The organism is Ruminococcus sp. YRD2003 (assembly GCA_900109435.1).
Classification (GTDB): domain Bacteria; phylum Bacillota; class Clostridia; order Oscillospirales; family Ruminococcaceae; genus Ruminococcus; species Ruminococcus flavefaciens_G.
Map to the genome: position 1 here is coordinate 151,416 of FNZT01000007.1, position 15,253 is coordinate 166,668.

At 55.4% G+C, this 15,253-nt stretch carries 11 protein-coding genes; 5 read left to right on the forward strand and 6 right to left on the reverse strand.

The features are described 5' to 3' along the window. Positions 1–26: 26 nt before the first annotated feature. From BMX22_RS06925 to BMX22_RS06940, 4 genes are read right to left on the reverse strand one after another with little or no spacing between them, the layout of a single operon-like run. Positions 27–1,961: a YgiQ family radical SAM protein gene (locus tag BMX22_RS06925; protein ID WP_074741754.1), complete on the reverse strand. Its 1,935-nt coding sequence runs from the start codon at positions 1,959–1,961 to the stop codon at positions 27–29. A 39-nt stretch (positions 1,962–2,000) separates the two neighbouring features. Continuing rightward, positions 2,001–2,558: a hypothetical protein gene (locus BMX22_RS06930; RefSeq protein ID WP_074741755.1), complete on the reverse strand. Its 558-nt coding sequence runs from the start codon at positions 2,556–2,558 to the stop codon at positions 2,001–2,003. A 4-nt stretch (positions 2,559–2,562) separates the two neighbouring features. Continuing rightward, positions 2,563–5,136 carry an FtsK/SpoIIIE family DNA translocase gene (locus tag BMX22_RS06935; protein WP_074741756.1) on the reverse strand — a complete coding sequence of 858 codons (2,574 nt, stop codon included), beginning with the start codon at positions 5,134–5,136 and terminating at the stop codon, positions 2,563–2,565. A gap of 27 nt (positions 5,137–5,163) precedes the next feature. After that, the gene (locus BMX22_RS06940) at positions 5,164–5,826 is read right to left on the reverse strand and encodes a ClpP family protease (protein WP_074741757.1); all 663 of its coding nucleotides are present in this window, start codon (positions 5,824–5,826) and stop codon (positions 5,164–5,166) included. Between the two features lie 196 nt (positions 5,827–6,022). On the opposite strand from BMX22_RS06940, the gene BMX22_RS06945 reads away from it, so the two are divergent. From BMX22_RS06945 to BMX22_RS06960, 4 genes are read left to right on the forward strand one after another with little or no spacing between them, the layout of a single operon-like run. Beyond that, positions 6,023–6,628: a response regulator transcription factor gene (locus BMX22_RS06945; protein WP_074741758.1), complete on the forward strand. Its 606-nt coding sequence runs from the start codon at positions 6,023–6,025 to the stop codon at positions 6,626–6,628. Continuing rightward, positions 6,607–7,815 carry a sensor histidine kinase gene (locus BMX22_RS06950; protein WP_074741759.1) on the forward strand — a complete coding sequence of 403 codons (1,209 nt, stop codon included), beginning with the start codon at positions 6,607–6,609 and terminating at the stop codon, positions 7,813–7,815. The genes BMX22_RS06945 and BMX22_RS06950 overlap by 22 nt, the downstream gene beginning before the upstream one ends. A gap of 55 nt (positions 7,816–7,870) precedes the next feature. Continuing rightward, entirely contained in the window at positions 7,871–8,563 is a 693-nt protein-coding gene (locus tag BMX22_RS06955) for an ABC transporter ATP-binding protein (protein ID WP_074741760.1), read from the forward strand. Beyond that, complete coding sequence (locus tag BMX22_RS06960) at positions 8,560–11,373, forward strand: ABC transporter permease (protein WP_074741761.1); 2,814 nt, start codon at positions 8,560–8,562, stop codon at positions 11,371–11,373. Before BMX22_RS06955 ends, BMX22_RS06960 begins: the two co-directional genes overlap by 4 nt. Before the next feature lie 116 nt (positions 11,374–11,489). Here the strand turns inward: BMX22_RS06960 and BMX22_RS16815 are convergent, their stop codons facing one another. Beyond that, positions 11,490–11,876 (reverse strand): helix-turn-helix domain-containing protein, encoded by a 387-nt coding sequence (locus BMX22_RS16815; RefSeq protein ID WP_318259703.1) that lies wholly within the window; start codon positions 11,874–11,876, stop codon positions 11,490–11,492. A 227-nt stretch (positions 11,877–12,103) separates the two neighbouring features. Next, complete coding sequence (locus tag BMX22_RS16820) at positions 12,104–12,265, reverse strand: hypothetical protein (protein ID WP_318259704.1); 162 nt, start codon at positions 12,263–12,265, stop codon at positions 12,104–12,106. 196 nt (positions 12,266–12,461) lie between these two features. Here BMX22_RS16820 and BMX22_RS06970 point away from each other — a divergent pair, with 196 nt between their 5' ends. Further along, positions 12,462–15,215 carry an RICIN domain-containing protein gene (locus BMX22_RS06970; protein WP_081349116.1) on the forward strand — a complete coding sequence of 918 codons (2,754 nt, stop codon included), beginning with the start codon at positions 12,462–12,464 and terminating at the stop codon, positions 15,213–15,215. The last annotated feature ends 38 nt before the right edge of the window (positions 15,216–15,253 follow it).

A 15,253-nucleotide genomic window follows, 5' to 3' on the forward strand; every position in this document is an offset into this window, starting at 1 on the left:
CGTGAAAACTGCTATGAAGAACAGGCTCAGTGCTTTTTGCCGCCTGTTCCTTTCTTTCCGCCGTGCTTTGACTTCATTGCGGAGTTCCTTGAAGAGCTGTTCCCTGTCCTGTGTGATGTCCTTCGGTCGGGAGCGGCGTCCTTTTTCTGCCAACGCTTGTCACCGCCCTTCATGTCCTCGACGAGGCACTTGGGCGACGGACCGATGAGGTCGTACCTGCCAGCCCTTTTCAGAGCCTCGAGCACTATCTCCCTGTTCTGCGGGCGGAAGTATTGCAGCAGAGCACGCTGCATCGCCTTCTCCTTCGGTGTCTTCGGGACGTACACCTTTTCCATTGTATACGGGTCGAGCTCGGTATAGAACATCGCCGTGGATATCGTGCCCGGGGTCGGGTAGAAGTCCTGCACCTGCTCGGGACGTATGTGGTTGTCACGCAGGAAGAGCGCGAGCTCTATCGCCTCATTCAAGGTGCTCCCAGGGTGCGAGGACATAAGATACGGTACGAGATACTGCTCCTTGCCCATGCCCTTGGTTATCTCGTAGAACCGCTTCTGGAACGCCTTGTACGCCTCGATGTGCGGCTTGCCCATTTTGTCGAGCACCACAGCCGAGCAGTGCTCGGGGGCGACCTTGAGCTGACCGCTTACGTGGTGCTTTATCAGCTCACGCATGAACTCGTCGTTCTTGTCCTGCATGAGGTAGTCGTAGCGTATGCCAGAGCGTATGAACACGCGCTTCACGCCCTTGACCTGCCTTATCTTGCGCAGCATGGCGAGATACTCGGTGTGGTCGGCTTTCAGCGCGGGACACGGAGTCGGCGCGAGGCACTTCTTGCCCATGCACAAGCCCTTGCTGAGCTGCTTCTCGCAGGAGGTATGGCGGAAATTAGCCGTCGGACCGCCTACGTCATGTATATATCCCTTGAAATCAGGCATTTTAGTGATACGCTCCGCCTCCGCAAGGACCGACTCCTCGCTGCGGACTGTTACCCTGCGCCCCTGATGAAGAGCTATCGAGCAGAAGTTGCAGTAGCCGAAACAGCCGCGGTTATGAGTGATGGAGAAGCGGACCTCCTCGATGCCCGGGACGCCTCCCTGCGCCTCGTATGACGGGTGTACCTGCCGTGTATAGGGAAGGCTGTAGATATAGTCGAGCTCCTCGGTCGTGAGACTGAGGGCGGGCGGATTCTGCACGAGCATCATCTTCCCGTGGCGCTGTATTACGGTCTTGCCGTAGACCTCGTCCTGCCAGTCATACTGTATTTTTACCGCCTTTGCGTATTCGGTCTTGCTTTCGCGCACCTGCTCGAAGGAAGGACATTGTGCCGCTCCGAGCGGAGTGTTCACGGGCTCGGTGAGGTAGCAGGTGCCGCGGATATCGTGCATATCGTGTATGCTCTCACCTGCTGCGAAGCGCTCGCACATCTCGCGTATCTGGTGCTCGCCCATGCCGTACATGAGAAGGTCGGCTCCGCTGTCGACGAGTACGGACGGGCGCACTGTGTCGTCCCAGTAGTCGTAGTGGGCGAATCGGCGGAGGGAAGCCTCCAGTCCGCCTATCACTATCGGCACATCGCCGAAGTATTCGCGCAGCTTCCGACAGTAGACGATGACCGCTCTGTCGGGACGCTTGCCTGCAACTCCTCCCGCGGAATATGCATCGTCGGAGCGCTTTCTCTTGGCGGCGGTATAGTGCGCGACCATAGAGTCGATATTTCCTGCCGTCACAAGGAAGGCATACCTCGGAGCGCCGAAACGTCGGAAGTCCCTGTCGGTATGCCAGTCGGGCTGAGCGATGATACCAACGGTGAAGCCGATCGCTTCGATAAGGCGGGTGATGATAGCCGCACCGAAGCTCGGGTGGTCAACGTAGGCGTCGCCCGTTATGTATATGAAGTCGAACTGCTCTATGCCGAGCTCGTCCATTTCCTTTTTTGTCGTCGGTAAGAAGCCTTCGTACATGGTATCACCGCCTTTGCTTTTCATTATTCAATGCCGATGCTAAAACTCAAATCTGTTCTCGACTATCATAGTCACGAGAATGACTACGTTGAACATCATGAACACGGCTGCAACAGCGGCATTCCGCCAGAAAGCCAGCGGGCTCACGCACTCCTGACAAAGTATCACGCGCTTCTCTTCGGGGACGGCTACGCTGCCCATTCTGCTCGTAACTTCGGCAAGCTCGCGCAGGAGAGCAAGAGTCTCTGCCTCGTCGGGACGCAGTATGCCCATAGCCTCCTTGTTCTGGAGGTCCTCCATGATGATGTCGCCCGTATCGGGCTCAGCCTTGTCGGGCACAAGGATATCCACGCTCTTGCCTGCCACAAGCTTCTTCGCCGCACGGCAGGTGGTGGTTATCTTGTATGTAAAGCAGTTCTCGGCAAGGACTATGAGCTCATAAGCTCTGTCGCCCATGAGCATGACCTGCCTGTGGGACGTGACCTTTGCCGACATCTTCTGTGTGTGCTCACGGTAGAACTTGCGCTTCCTGTATGCGGAAAAAGCCGCCAGCGCCGCAAACAGCGCCGCTATACCGCAGAATATGACAAGCAGCATAATATCAATCCTCCTGCATTCTGAGCTTCCAGTCGTCGAACTGCATCTTCGACATCAGGACCTTTCTCGGCTTCGAGCCCTCGCTCGGACCGATGATACCGCGCTCTTCGAGTTCGTCGATTATGCGCGAGGCTCTTGCGTAGCCGAGCTTCAGCTTCTTCTGGAGCATGGTCGTTGAGAGCTGACCGTTGTTTACGGCGACCTCCGCCGCTCTGATGATGTAATCCTCGTCACTTCCGACCTCGAATCCGCTGTCGGTCGAGCCGCTCTTGTCACCCTTGCCTGTCTGGGGAACATAGTTCTCGACAGCCTCGATGATGTTGCTGTCGTACTCCTCCGACATCTGTGAACGGATAAAGCTGAGCGTCTCGTTTATGTCCCTCGACGAAGCGAAGCAGCCCTGTACTCTGATTGGTTTTCCGCTTCCTATCGGCATATAGAGCATATCGCCGTTTCCGAGGAGCTTGTCCGCGCCCGCCATATCTATAATGGTACGCGAGTCGACCTGAGACATTACCGAGAGAGCGATACGGCTCGGGATATTGGCTTTGATAAGACCTGTGATGACGTCCGTGGTAGGACGCTGAGTTGCAACTACAAGGTGCATTCCTGCCGCACGTCCCATCTGTGCGAGACGGCAGATGTAGTCCTCGACCTCCTTGCCCGCAACGAGCATGAGGTCGGCGAGCTCGTCGATGAAAATGACTATCTGAGGCATGAAGGCGAGCTCATCGTCCTCCTCGGAGAGCTCGTTGTACGACTTGAGGTCGTTCGCGCCCACTTCGGCGAAAATATTGTAGCGGCGCATCATCTCGAGCACCGCCCAGTTGAGCGCGCCCGCCGCCTTTTCTGCCTGTGTGATTATGGGGATGAGCAGGTGCGGTATGCCCTCAAACACCTTGAACTCGACCATTTTCGGGTCTATGAGTATGAGCTTGACCTCGTCGGGCTTGGCGTTGTACAGCAGGCTCATGATTATCGAGCGCGTGCAGACAGACTTGCCCGAGCCTGTTGTTCCCGCGATGATGACGTGGGGCATCTTTGTGATATCACCGACTATGGCATTGCCTGTGATGTCTTTGCCGACAGCAAATGCGAGCTTGCTGTGCGAACTGCGGAACTCGGACGAGGAGAGTATCTCACGAAGCGTTACCGTGTCCTTGTTGATGTTCGGCACCTCGATGCCCACGGCTGCCTTGCCCGGGATAGGCGCCTCTATTCGCACGCCCTGAGCTGCAAGACTGAGGCAGATGTCGTCCTCGAGCCCCTTTATCTTCGATACGCGGACGCCCGCTCCAGGCTGTATCTCGTAGCGGGTTATGGACGGTCCGCGGTAGATGTTGCGTATCTTTACGTCTATGCCGAAGCTTTTCAGCGTGTTTACGATGTTGTCAGCCTTCTCGCGCATCTCTGCGGCAGCCTCCGCTGTATTGGAGCGTACCTCGGGCGGCGTGAGAAGCTCTATGCCCGGGAGTATGTAGAGCTGCTGCTGAACGGGCGGCTCCTCCTCTGTCTCTTCGTTCGCAGTCTCGCCGTCGCGCTTAGCCTTTTCCTCGGCAGCCTTGTTGATGAGGTTCTCGAGGTCGATGTCTATGTCGATATCGTCAGCGTCAGCAGCGGGCTTATCAAAAGAAGGCGCCTTCTCCGCGGCAGGTGCGGGTGCGGCGGGCACGGCTGCGGGAGCTTCCCTGTTCTCGTCGGGGAGCGGTATATCAAAGAACATACTGAATTCGTCCTCGCCGACCTTTGTATCGGCGGCAGGCTTTATCGGCTGCTCTGCCGGGACAGCCTGCTTATCTGTCACGGCTGCGGCTCCGATGGCCTCTGCGGAGCTCACTGCGGGACGTTCAGCCGTCTTTCGTATCCTTGCCGTTTTCTCGGCGGCAGGAAAGGGGGCGGATTCTTCCTCCTCGGCAAGCTCTTCATCCTCGCCCGTGAACAGCTTGTACACGTATATTACAGGCGATGCGAGCATTTCAAGGAACTCGATGAGGCTCTTGCCCGTCAGCAGCAGTGCTATCACGAAGAAGAGTATCACCGTGAGTATGCGCGCTCCGAGCTTGCCCATCACCGACAGCAGCAGACCCGATATGGGCAGACCTGCAAGTCCGCCGCCGCGCAGCTGGGTGCCGTCGCGGTAGACCTTGGAGATGTGTTCGCCGAGCGAGTGCCCCGGTATCTCTCCGACCATGAATACCTGTATCGCCGAGCATATCAGCAGGGTCATCACGATGCCGAGTATCGCCTTTCCCGCGACGTTGTCACGGCTCTTTTCAAGTCCGATGAGCACCGAGGTGTATATCAGCACCACAGGTACGAGAAAAGCCGATATTCCGAATAATCCCAGCATGAATGTATGTATCCCGCGCCACCCTGCGGTGCCCGGGATAAAGGTCATGAGGGCTATGAGTACGCCGAGCGCAAAAAGTATCACTGACCATATGCGGCTCTGCTCTCTGTCGTCCTCCGCCTCGGCGGCAGCTTCGTTTGCCTTCTTCTTTCTCGGCTTGCCCTTGGGCGTGAGGTCCTCGTCACGGAAATCCGCGCCCATAGGTGCTTTTTTCTTCTTTGCGGGCATTGCTTTGTTCTCCTTCATTTGTTCTATCTATCTGTATCGCTCGTCCGAGCTTTCTATCATTTCGTAAAGGCTGTCCATGGCGTCGCCGAGACTGCCGAGGCTGTCTATCAGCCCGATATCCACTGCCTTTGCGCCGTCTACCACCGAGCCCACGTCGAGCACGAGCTCTTCGGTATTCATCATGAGCTGTCTGAGCTCCTCCTCGGGGACGCGGCTGTTTCGCGTGATAAAGCTGATTATCCTGTCCTGCATCTTGTCAAAATAGGCAAGGGTCTGCGGGACTCCGAGCACTGTCCCGTTCATTCTGACGGGGTGTATCGTCATCGACGCCGACGGCACGATGAACGACTTCTTCGCACTGACTGCGAGCGGCACGCCTATGGAGTGCCCTCCTCCCACCACGAGCGAGACCGTCGGGGTCTTCATGCCTGCGATGAGCTCGGCGATAGCGAGCCCCGCTTCGACGTCTCCGCCGACCGTGTTGAGGATTATCATAAGCCCTTCGACGCTCCTGTCCTGCTCTACGGCGACGAGTGCGGGGATTATGTGCTCGTAGCGGGTCGTTTTGTTCTGCTCGGCGAGGACGTAGTGTCCCTCTATCTGCCCGATGACTGTCAGGCAGTGGATGAGATGCTTTGTGTTCTGACCGCCGCTTTCCTCTGCGGACGGGTTGTTTTTCTCGTTTTCCATACTTCACGCTCCGATAAATGGTTGTAAAGCTATTATCTCCGAAGAGCGCCAAAGTATACATTATTATTATATAACATTTCGGTCATAAAGTCAAGACGCGGTGCGGAAAAAGCCCCCGATGCTTTCAAAATGCCTTGCCTTTGCCGACGCTATGTGTTATAATACTCACATAGTATCATCTTTCAGGAGGTGCGGTATGGCTGATATCCTTATCGTTGAGAACGACACTGCGCTGAGCGGCAGCATCGCTCTCGCGCTCGGCTCGGACGGACACAGCGTCATTCAGGCTTACTCTGCGGCAGAGGCGGAAGCGAGGCTCGCGGATGCAGATATTGTCCTTCTTGACGTTTCTCTCCCCGATAAAAGCGGATTCGAGCTGTGCAGGACTATACGCGCAGACTCGGATATCCCGATAATATTCCTGACCTCCTACGACGAGGAAGCCGATATCCTCCGCGGGCTCGACCTCGGCGGAGACGACTACATCACCAAGCCTTTTCGCCTGAAAGTCCTGCTGTCACGGGTGCGTGCGGTGCTGCGAAGATGCACTGTGGAACTCCCCGACATGGAGCTTACGGCGGTCGAGCAGAAGCTGCTCGAATACCTCATGCTCAACCGCGAACGCTTTCTCACACGCGAGCAGATACTCGACTATCTGTGGGACTCAAAGGGCTGCTTCGTCAATGACAATACCCTCTCTGTCAACATCAGCCGACTGCGCGACAAGCTGAAAGAGCACGGGATGGGTCAGATAATCACCAAGAGAGGTGTGGGCTACAAATGGACAAAACAGACAAGCTGATAAATAACCGCGAGCCGAGGCGTATGCTGCTGATGTTCGCGGTCATACTTTTACTGTTTGCGGGTGTGTGGTATCTGCTGTCGGGAGCACTCGCGGACGCTGCCATGACCGAGCGCATCAGAGGCGCTCTCGCTTTCAGCGGCGGACAGCGATTCACCGATGTCCCCGACGAGGAGCACGTGCTGCGAGGCGCCGAGCTTGCACAGGACTTCGGCATCAGTGCGGATATGAACCCGAGACTCATGGGCGGGTACGGTGAACTGCGCTTGAAAATATTCCTCTGCGGTCTGGGAGCTTTCGCGGCGGCAGGTCTTTTGTGGCTCGGCTTCGCCCTCACTCAGATATTCCGCGTTTACGGAGGTATCGAGCGAGTGAGAGTACAGTGCTTTGAGCTCTCGGAGAGGCTCGGAGGCTCAACTGTCACTGTCGGCGACGAGATGAGCTGCGTGCGGAGGCTCTCCGACAGCGTTGCCGTTGCCTCACGGAGGCTCGGCTATATAAACTCATGTCTCACGGAGGCTAAGAACAGTATGGCGGATTTCCTCGCCGACCTCTCCCACCAGCTGAAGACCTCGCTGGCGGTGATAAGGCTCAACAGCGATATTCTCGCGGAGGTGGACTGCCTCGCTCCCGAGCGCCGCAGACAGCTCACGGACGAGATGACGAAAAATGTTGACGGTATGGAGGAGCTCGTGCTCGCGGCACTGAAGCTCGCCAAACTCGACGCGGATGCGGTAGAGTACGAGATGAAGCCGCAGTCCCTCGCGGAGACCTGCGGTGAAGCCGTGAAGAGGTTAGCTCCCCTGCTGCGTGAGAACAGGATAACGGCGGAGGTGAGCTGTCCCGATATCACATTCGCGCACGACAGGACGTGGCTCTGTGAGGCGGTCGAGAACATCATCAAGAATGCCGTCGACCACGCGGAATGTACTGCTGTGCGTGTTGAAGCAGAGTCGATTCCGTCGGTGGTGAGGCTGTCCGTGTCAGATAACGGAAAGGGAATACCGCAGGAGGATATACCAAGGCTGTTCGAGCGATTCGGCAGAGCCGCCAAAGGCAGAAATATGTCGAGCGTCGGTATCGGGCTCTCCATAGCGCGTAAAATAGCTGTTGTTCACGGCGGCGACATCACCGTCTACTCCGAGAAAGGCATTGGAACAAAATTTGTGATGACCTTCATTTTGTAACTTTGGCGTAAGATTACTGTGCTACAATGACCTCATAAAGAAAGGAGGTCTGTTTATGGACAACAATATTATCATCAAAACCGATTCGCTTTTTAAACAGTACGGTGAGGGCGAGACTAAGGTCATGGCGCTCGACAATGTGTCGCTGGAGGTCGGGCGCGGCGAATTCGTCGCCGTTACGGGCGAGAGCGGAAGCGGTAAGACTACTCTCCTCAACGTCATCGGCTCGCTCGACAAGCCGACGTCGGGCAAGGTATTCTTCAACGGCGACGAGATAACAAGGAAGTCGGACAACGAGCTCTCGACCTACAGGCGGCGCTCTATCGGATTCATATTCCAGAGCTACAACCTCATCCCCGTGCTCAATGTGGAGGAGAATATCGTGCTCCCGCTCAATCTCGACAGCACCGAGCCCGATATGGCTTATCTCGAGGAGCTGCTCGAGCTCACGGGGCTCAAGTCCAAGCGCAGGAACTACCCGAGCGAGCTCTCGGGCGGACAGCAGCAGAGAGTTGCGTTCGCGCGTGCGCTGATTCACAAGCCCGAACTTATCCTCGCGGACGAGCCGACGGGAAACCTCGACAGCAAAAACTCACGCGAGATGATAGAGATACTCAAAAGCTCGATAAAAAAGTATGCACAGACACTAATACTCATCACGCATGACCTTTCCATCGCGGCTCAGGCTGACCGCATTTTCCGTATGCAGGACGGCGTCCTCACCGAAAGCGAGGGGACTCTGAGATGAAACACCTTTTCAGACTTGCTCTCAAATACGTCACGCGGCAGAAGCTCCGCACGGCTCTGATGTTCCTCAGCGTCACGCTGTCGGTGTTCGTGCTGAATACCTTCCTCGTCTACACCTCGAGCACGATACGCTCGGTGCGCAACACCGTAGCCGAGGAAAACGGCGAGTGGGAGGCTAATCTCTCAGGCGTGCTCGATGCCATAAGGGACGGGCGCTCCGAGACCGTGAAGTCCGTCCCCGAGGCGGCTGAGATAATATCCCATCATGTCGCTGTGGATAAGTGCGACATCTACGTTGCCGACAGGTATAACTTCGGCTTTACGCAGAAACCGAGTGAGCCCGTAGGATTCTTCGATATCGAGCTCGACAACGGCACGACCAAACGTGTAACATCCGTGATGCGAACGAGCCGTGTCGGCAACCTCAAATTCAAAAACTCCTATACCCCGAGCGCACTTTATGCCGATAAGCTCGATTCGGACCTGATAGTTGCTCCGCGGTGGATAGAAAAGGCGGGCTATGAGGTCGGGGATACGATAACCATGACGATAACCCCCGAAATGGGCACCCTCGACGAGAACTCCGAGCCGATGCTCTCCGTTCGCAGGACACTCGCCGAACAGAACGCAAAATCGGACGAGTTCTACTACATCATCGACGGCGAGGAGGCTGACAATTCCGAGCGAAACGGCAGAAGGCTCATCAAAAAGAGCCTGATAAGCCTTATCGACACGTACTCGGATATGGACAGCTTTGACCTGAATGACCGCGAAACAAGCTCTCCCATCACAATAACTGCGAAGATCGCGGCTTTCGACTATACTTCACCTGAATCGTCGTCGATGTGGCTCATTACTGCACTTGATTCAAACGTTGACCTCTCGCCGCTGAAGGATTCACAGCTCCCTTTCAGCTGCGAGAGCGGCGGCAGCTGCTTCGTTCTCACAAATCAGAACGCCTCATTCGAGTACGATATGGAGCTGCTGCTCAAAGACCTCGGCTTCACGGACGACGACGCCTACGACGATTTCAGATTCGCTATGCACGGCTACAGCATAGAACTCAATACGCCATATCTGCTGACTTCGTTCCGCAGTATCGACGGTATCGGCAAGGCTGTGCCGTATATCGGCGCTTATCTGATACTGCTCCTTATAGTGTGGTTCTTCTCGCGTTTCATCATCGACAACGCCTTCGAGATATCCGTGCAGGAGAGAAGCGTGCAGTTCGCGGCACTGCGTATCATGGGAGCTTCAAAGGCGCAGCTCGCCACCCTCGTTTTCACGGAGGGGCTGTTCTACGCGCTGACTGCGCTGCCGCTCGGCATCGTCTCCTCGACACTCGCGTGCAGGTACGTCTTCCATTCATTCAGAAGCGTCGGCTTCGATACCTTTGAATTCTATGTCAGCCCACTGACTGTGCTCATTTGTACCCTGCTCTGCCTGACAGGCGTTTTCATCTCCACCTACACCTCAGCGATGTGGGCGTCAAGAAAGCTCACGCCCGCAGAGGCTCTCAGCTACGGCAAGCCAAAGACGAAGAAGAAGTCAGGGCGCAAGCCGAAGGAAAAGAAGTCGAAGCTCAGCCTCGGCTCGAAACGCTTCATGATACGCTATACGTTCAAGAACATCTTCCGCACCAAGCGCCGCTTCATCATCTCCTCCGTCGCTATGGCACTCGGCGTGCTGATATTCACGCTCTGTTTGCAGCTCGGCATCACGCTCTACGGCGAGGTCAAGGATTACATCGGCGAGCCTACATCCGACTTCTACATCTATCTGAGCGCCTCAGACGTCGATACAGTTCAGAAAACGCTCATGGACAGCGGGAATTTCAAGTCCTCGCACTATAACTGCCACGGCAGTATCGTGCTCTCGGAAGAAGAGATAAAAAAGCTCGGCGATGACGGAGCGCCCATGAAGGAAAACGGTGCGGGCGATATTTACCCCGTTAATCTCTATACTGTCGATAAAAATGAGTTCGAGACAGGATATAAGGGGCTCAGCGATATGAATATCCCCTATGAGGAGCGCGACGAGACCTCCTACGCGGAGCTGCTCGGCGTGAGCTTCGAGGACTTCGAGAAGGGCGATGCCGTTTTGAAACTCCCGCAGCAAAGACCCGACGGCGGTAGAAATTTCGGCTACGGCTATACCGAGCTCTCCGAGCCTATAACCTTAGTCGGAGATAACGGTGAGGAGGTCAGGATACGCGGTATCGCTCACGCTGACTACGGTACAAGCATACTTCTGCCGATGAACAAGGCTATGAAGCTCATGGAGGACGGCAAGCCGATGTCTGCGAACTTTTACCTTCTCGTGAAGGACGCCGAACACTATCCCGCCGCTAAAGAAGCCATAAACGCTCTTGAGCTCTATACGGATAATGTCTACGATGACTACAAGGGCGGCACGGGACTGACCGAATTCGTGAAAACTATCGTCACGATAGCTCTCATTCTTATGCTGTCGATATGGCTCTGCGGTATTGTCTCGATGATGAACACCATCAACACGAGCGCTCTCAACCGCAGCCGCGAGCTCCTTATGATGAGAGCTGTCGGTATGACGCGGAAACAGCTCATGGGGACCGTAGTGCTCGAAAGCCTGCTGTTCTCGTCGGTCTCGGCTGTCAGCGGTACTCTCCTGAGCGTCGTCGGCTATCAGCTGATAATGCGGTTCATCCTCAATATGAATGCTGCGGCAGCAGGTACGCTCACGCTCGCCGCCTCAGCAGCCGCTAATGTCGTCATAGCACTGCTTGCGGCTCTGCCTGCGGTGCGCACGCTCAATCACTCGGTGAGCAAATGATCGGCGGCAGGCTTGCTGATGACGATATCGGGAGAACTGCTCCTTATCTTTATACTGACGAAAAAGCGCATCCCTCTTCGCTCGGGATGCGCTTCTTTCATTGTCTGATATCCGATTCAATGCTTGTCTTTCCTGAATTTAGCGGGCGAAACACAGGCGTATTTCGCGAATACCCGCGAAAAATGTGCGTAGTCGGAGAAACCGCACTCCTCGGCTATCTCACTTACTGACTTATCCGTATTTATCAGCATCTGCTTTGCGTGCTCCATTCTGCCCGTAAGGATATCCTTGGTACACGAAATGCCGTAGCGCTGTTTGTACAGGCGCTGAAAATGAGGCACGGACAGGCTCAGTCTGTCGGCTAACAGCCGTATTGTCCAGTCTGCGTCGGGAGAGTCGTATATCTGCTGACGCAGAGCGTCGAGCTCGGTGTCGTAGTGCGTTTTCCCGACGTGCCGCGCCGAGTCACAGCAGCTCTTTATCTGTAGGAATATCGCCCTCATCAGACTGCGCAGCGTTTCGTCTTTCTCTGCTTTTTCCGAATCGAATATCTCCGTGCAGAGCCTTATCAGCTCCGAGACTATGTCGGAATCAAGCAGTATCGGCGTGTTTGCAGGGATATCGAGCTCCGAGAGAAAATCACCGTCGCCGTCCTCAATATCGAATCTTATCCAGTCATCGGCATATTCTTCGCCGTCGGCATATAATTCGTGGGGGAAACAGCTCTCAACTATGAATACGGTGTTTTTCCGACCGTGTATGTCTCTCCGCCCATTCCGATACGCGCTTTCGAGCGGACAAGTATGAGCTGCATCCCGTGAACGCCGTTCGGGCGGACTATCTTGAAATCTTCGGGATGCTTCCAGTTCCAGCCGACCATATTTATTCGCACGGGATCGCCCTCCTTTGTATCCTCTTTATATACAATTATAGTAGAAATCGTAACGAAAGTCAAATATAAAATGATATATATTTGCAAATTGATGATTAAAATGTACATTGCTAAATTATGTACCGAATGTTAATATAGTGTTAAGGCAAACGTAAATCGGTGGAAATCAACATTTTTTTCAGGAGGGATCAGAATCATGAAACAGGCAAGAAAACTATCAGCTGCTCTCGCTTCGTTAGCTGTCGCGGCTTCCGTCGGAGGCTCGCTCGCTGCTCCGCTCAGCGCTGATGCGGCTTATGGCGTCGGAGGCAACGGCAAGGCGATAATGGAGTACCTCGACCGCGGTATCTACGCCGTCAAAAACGGCGGCGGTATGTTCGTGAGCTGGCGCTGGAACGCCAATGACTCCGACAGCGCGGAGTTCAGGCTCTACCGCGACGATAAGCTCATCTATACGAGCAGATCGGGCGAAGCTACCTGCTATCAGGACAACAGCGGCTCCACCAGCTCGAAGTACCGTGTTGACTGCGTTGAAGACGGGAAGGTCGTGAACTCGCAGAACTGCAAGTTCACATCGGGCAGCAGCTACTTCGACATCAAGCTCAACAGTCCCGGCTCTCAGTATTCGCCGAACGACTGCACGGTCGGTGACGTGGACGGCGACGGACAGTATGAGATATTCCTCAAGTGGGACCCGTCCAACGCTAAGGACAACTCTCAGGAGGGCAAAACCGACAAGGTCTATATCGACTGCTATACCCTCGGCGGAAAGCAGCTCTGGCGCATTGATATAGGACAGAATATCCGTGCGGGACAGCACTACACTCAGATGAGCGTCGCCGATTTCGACTGCGACGGCAAAGCCGAACTCATAACAAAGACCGCTGACGGCACTAAGGACGGTACAGGCAAGGTCATAGGCAACGGCAGCAAAAACTATGCCAACGGCAAGGGATATATCCTCGACGGTCCCGAGTACCTCTCGCTGTTCGAGGGTCAGACAGGCAAGTGCCTCGACACCATAGACTATCCCGTTCCTCGCGGAAAGGTCAGCGAATGGGGCGATAACTACGGCAACCGCGTCGACCGCATGAACAGCGGTATCGCCTACCTCGACGGCGTTCACCCTTCTGCGGTATACGGGCGCGGCTACTATACGCGGCTCACTTGGTCGGCTGTGGACGTCAGGGACGGCAAGCTCGTCAAGCGCTGGGTATACGACAGCGGCAACAAGGGCGGAGCCTTCGGCAACGGCAACCACAACGTAATGGCTGCCGATGTGGATAACGACGGCAAGCAGGAAGTCCTGACGGGAGCATCCTGTATCGACGATGACGGCAAGCTGCTCTGGTGCTCAGGCGACAAACACGGCGACGCCATGCACGTCGGCGACCTTGTTCCCGATAACAAGGGGCTTGAGGTGTGGGAGTGCCACGAGGACAAGCCGTACGGCGAGACCTGCTACGACGCCGCAACCGGTAAGAGTCTCTTCCATATCAACGGTGCAAAGGATACCGGAAGATGTGCCGCCGACAACGTCTGGGCAGGCAATAAAGGGGCTGAATTCTGGGGAGCTGCCGACAACAACGTTTACGATGCGAACGGAAGGAAGATCGCTGGCTCCAAGCCCGCACAGAACTTCTTCATCTACTGGGACGGCGACCTTGAACGCGAGATCCTCGACGGTACAAAGATCACAAAGATGACGGGCGCAGGCACATATAAGAACATCTTCACCGCTGCGGACTGCTCCGCAAACAACAGCTCGAAGAATGTCCCCTGCCTCACTGCCGACCTGTTCGGCGACTGGCGAGAAGAACTCATTCTCCGCACGAGCGACAACTCGAAACTTCGCATCTGGTGTACCACGGACACGACGAAGGTGCGCCTCACCACTTTTATGCACGATATGCAATACCGCGCACAGGTCGCCTGCGAGCAGAGCTGCTACAATCAGCCTCCGCACGTGAGCTATTATCTCAGCAGCGATGCCGCTCTCCCTGAGAGACCGAATGTCAAGCTCAATAACACTCCCGACACCTCCGTTATTGATATCCCCGATGCGACAGAGCCTGCGGTCACAACTGCTCCCGCTGCTTCCGAAACTGTTACAACTGCGGCGCCTGTTGTGACCCCGCAGCCTGCCGCAGAGCTTCGGGACGGTCAGATATATGTGCTGCGCAACGTCGAGAGCGGGCTGTACCTCGGTGCGGAGAGCGCCAATCCCGCAAATAATACAAATATTGTGCAGAACGGCTATAACGGCGCTCAGTCACAGTTCAGGGCGGAAGCCGCGGGAGACGGGTACTATACCTTCGTTTCACTGCTCGGCGACGGAGCGTCCTACGCGCTCGACATCAACGGCAAAAAGACCTCCGACGGCACCAATATCGAGCTCTATGCGCTCAACGGCGGCGATAATCAGCAGTTCAAAGCCGTGAAAAACAGCGACGGCTCGTATAAGCTCGTCGCGAAGATAGCTAATGACGCTTCCTGTATCTCTGCCGAAAGAGAGGGCGGCAACGTACAGGAGTGGACTATCGACGGCAGTGCCGCTCAGAACTGGTTCATCGAGCTCGCTCAGTCGGCGGAAACAACAACAACGACTACTACAACTACTACCACTACCACTGCTACAGCACCGACAACTACTACAACTGCATCAACTACTACCACGGCTACAGTCACCGAGACTTCAACCACTGCGTCTACAGAAACAAATATCGCGGCAGGTATGCTCGGAGATGTCAACCTCGACGGCAAAGTTACCGTCGCGGACGCGGTCGCGATACTCCAGTACATCGGCAACAGAGACAGATACGGACTTGGCGAGCAGTCTAAAATAAATGGCGATGTTGACGGAGTCGGCGGACTGACCGCGAACGATGCTCTCGTGATCCAGCAGGTGGATGCGGGTATCTACAAGCAGTCGGAGCTCCCGATCAGATAATAACAGAAAACAGAGACATTCACTAAAGGCTGTACCTG